The organism is Rhizobium sp. UBA1881 (genome assembly GCF_002338015.1).
Classification (GTDB): Bacteria; Pseudomonadota; Alphaproteobacteria; order Rhizobiales; family Rhizobiaceae; genus Rhizobium.
On the sequence record NZ_DDHH01000116.1, the window covers coordinates 489 to 3,927 of the forward strand.

The window sequence follows — 3,439 nt, forward strand, 5'->3', positions numbered from 1 at the left end:
GGCGGCGGCCGAGCGCTGGGCGAGTTCGCGGACTTCCTGGGCGACGACGGCGAAGCCCTTGCCGCTTTCGCCGGCGCGCGCGGCTTCCACACCGGCGTTCAGAGCGAGCAGGTTGGTCTGGAAGGCGATGTCGTCGATGACGCCGATGATCTTGCCGATTTCCTCGGAAGACTTCTCGATCCCGCCCATCGCTTCGATCGCCTGGGTGACCACGGCGTCGCTGCGGCTCGCCTCGGAGCTGACCGAGTGGACGCGCTGGCTTGCCTCATGCGCGCCTTCGGCGGTCTGGCGCACGGCGACGCTGAGTTCGTCAAGGGCGGCCGAGGTTTCCTCAAGGCTTGCCGCCTGGCGCTCGGTGCGCTGGGAAAGCTCGTTGGAGGCGCGGCGGATCTCTTCCTTGCTGACGGCAATATCGCCGCCCTTGACCGAGACCTTGGACATGGCGGCCTCGAGATGGCCGAGCGCATCGTTGAAGTTGTCGCGCAGGGTGGCGTATTTCTGGCCGAGATCGGCGCAGCGGACCGTGAGATCGCCGCGGGCGATCTGCTCCAGCGCCTGGCCGATGGTGGAGACCACATGGGCCTGCACCGCCGTTTCGTCACGCTGCATGCGCTGATTGTTTTCGCGCTCGTCGTCGAGCGCCATCTGCTGGGCGGCTTCGCGCTCGGACATGGCGTGGCGCTCGCGGACCTTTTCCTGAAGCGACTTGGTCGCCTTGGCCATCATGCCCACCTCGTTGTTCATGTCGGTGTGGGGAATGGCGATCGTGACGTTTTCTTCGGCGACAGCCTGCAGGGCGGTGTGGATGCGCGTCAGCGGGCCGGAGATGCTGCGAACCACGTAGAAGGCGGCGGCGGCGCCCAGGAGCAGCACGACGAGGCCGCCAGACAGCGCCTTGATGACATCTGAGCGGACCTGCGCGTCGAGATCGTCAAGATAGACGCCGGTGGCGACCACGACCTGCCAGGGTTCGAACGCCTTGGTGTAGACGGCCTTGCGGAACTGCGCATCGGCCGGCTGGCCGGGCTTGGGGCCATAGAACTCGACAATACCGCCGCCGGCGCGGCCGACCTTGACGATCTCGTCGCGATAGGGCTTGCCACGGCTGTCGGGCGCGCCCTTGCTGCTCTTGCCGAGCTTCGGCGTGTCATAGGTGATGCGCATGACGACGTCGTAGTCGTAGCCGATGAAATAGCCGTTGGGCTCATAGCGGATCGCGGAGAGTTGCTTGTATGCCAACGCCTGCGCCTGTTCGCGGGTCAGTTCGCCGGATTTCTCGCGGTCGTAATATTGCTGAACGATGGAAAGCCCGGATTCCACCTGCGTGCGCAGCATCTCGCCGCGCTCATGATAGATCGCATCGATCGAAGAGCGGATCTGCAGGTAGGAGGCGGCGCAGAAGGCCACCATCAGGCCGGCGACGAGCAGAAATAGCTGCCTGGAAATTCTCAGATTCTTCATAAGGCCTCGCAACGGGTGTCGGGTGACATCGTCCGGCGCGGTATCCTACCGCGTATGCGAGAGCGCGTGGCCCGTCGCTGGTACTGCTGCGAAAACACATGCGGCTACCGGTCGCGGCTAGAAATGGCCTGTTTTTTATAAGAAATACTTAACCACGGACTATATGATCTCTTAGCCGCGAAGTCGGAGCCCGGAGTCAGAATCCGCAGGCGAAGTGGAAAATAGAAAATGCGCCCCTGCTTCTCTTCAGGAGCGCATTTCACCACCCTTTTGAGGTGGAACCCCAGATGACCAAAACTTTGGACGGGAGGGGCAGGGAACTTTAAATCAAGGTCTAAGCTTGAAATTGGAAACGTCGAGCGGGCGCGTTTGTTCCGCCGGCTGGCCTGCAGCGCCCGCGACCACGGGCTTGGTATCGGCGCCAATCACGGCCGACGTCGTCGCCGTATCGACACCGTCGACGGCGGCGGGTGCAGCGGCTACAGCCACCGGAGCCGGCGCCTTGGTCACGAACACGACGGGCGAGCCGCCCATCCAGCCTTCGGTGCGAAACAGCTTCCTTTCGCCATCGACGTCGCGGATCTGCGAGTGCTCGAGCGTGCCTTCGGCGAGCGTCGGGACGATGTATTCCTTCTTGGCTTCCACGACCTGAAGCGGCGGGCATGTGGTGCAGGTCATCTTGAGGATGCTGCTGTCGCTCGATGCCGCATTGGCGCCGACCACGTCGATCGACGACGCCATGGCGGAACCCGCCATCAACGCACCGACGACACCCAAAACAACCGCAGAAACCTGACGCATGGAAACACTCCGTCTTACCTTGCACACAGGTTTAACGCGGCTTTATTTCCATCCCGTCAGGGGAAAGGGTAAAAATTTAGAGAACTGATCCGATTTCGATATCGGATCACGCTTTTTCGCGCTTGATCGCCTGCCAGCCGATGTCGCGGCGGCAAAAGCCGTTGTCCCACTCCACCTTGTCGAGCAGCGCATAGGCGCGGGTCTGCGCCTCGCCGACCGTCTTGCCCGTCGCGGTGACGTTCAGAACGCGGCCGCCGGTGGCGACCAGCGCGCCATCCTTCAGCGCTGTGCCGGCATGAAACACCTTGGCGCCCTCGCCCGCTTCGGGGATGGACTTGATCGGCGTGTTCTTGTCGTAGCTGCCGGGATAACCCTTCGAAGCCATGACGACCGTCAGTGCCGGATCGTCGCTCCATTCGGCCGTGACCTTGTCCAGCGTGCCGGTGGCGGTCGCATAGAGGATCGGCAGAAGATCGCTCTTCAGGCGCATCATCAGCACCTGGCATTCGGGATCGCCGAAGCGGACGTTGTATTCGATCAGCTCTGGGCCCTTCCTGGTGATCATCAGGCCGGCGAAGAAGACGCCGGAGAAGGGATAGCCGCTCTCGGCCATGCCGCGCATGGTGGGCTCGATGATTTCCTTCATCGTGCGCTCGACCATCTCAGCTGTCATGACGGGGGCCGGAGAATAGGCGCCCATGCCGCCGGTGTTCGGGCCGGTATCGCCCTCGCCCACCCGCTTGTGATCCTGGGCGGTTGCGAGCGCCAATGCGTGCTTGCCGTCGCTCAGGCAGAAGAAGCTTGCCTCTTCGCCATCGAGATAGGCCTCGACCACGACCTCGGCACCGGCAGCGCCAAACGCGCCTTCGAAGCAATCGTCGACGGCGGCAAGCGCTTCATCGACGGTCATCGCAACCGTCACGCCCTTGCCGGCTGCAAGGCCATCGGCCTTGACGACGATCGGGGCGCCCTGCTCGCGGATATAGGCCTTGGCCTTGGGGGCGTTGTTGAAACGCTGGTAGGCGCCGGTCGGGATATCGTAGCGGGCGCAGATATCCTTGGTGAAACCCTTGGAGCCCTCGAGCTGCGCTGCGGCGGCAGAGGGGCCGAAGACGGCGAAGCCTTCGGCGCGCAGGCGATCGGCTACGCCCGCAACCAGCGGCGCTTCCGGGCCGAC

The 3,439-nt window shown here is 63.5% G+C and carries 3 protein-coding genes; all 3 read right to left on the reverse strand.

The features are described 5' to 3' along the window. The coding region (locus B3605_RS14260; protein WP_296434590.1) for a methyl-accepting chemotaxis protein at positions 1 to 1,461 on the reverse strand (1,461 nt) is incomplete at its 3' end. A gap of 327 nt (positions 1,462 to 1,788) precedes the next feature. Further along, entirely contained in the window at positions 1,789 to 2,262 is a 474-nt protein-coding gene (locus tag B3605_RS14265; RefSeq protein ID WP_112944623.1) for a plant virulence effector HPE1-like domain-containing protein, read from the reverse strand. Between the two features lie 106 nt (positions 2,263 to 2,368). Further along, on the reverse strand, positions 2,369 to 3,439 hold a 1,071-nt coding region (purD, locus tag B3605_RS14270; protein WP_296434592.1), incomplete at its 5' end, for a phosphoribosylamine--glycine ligase.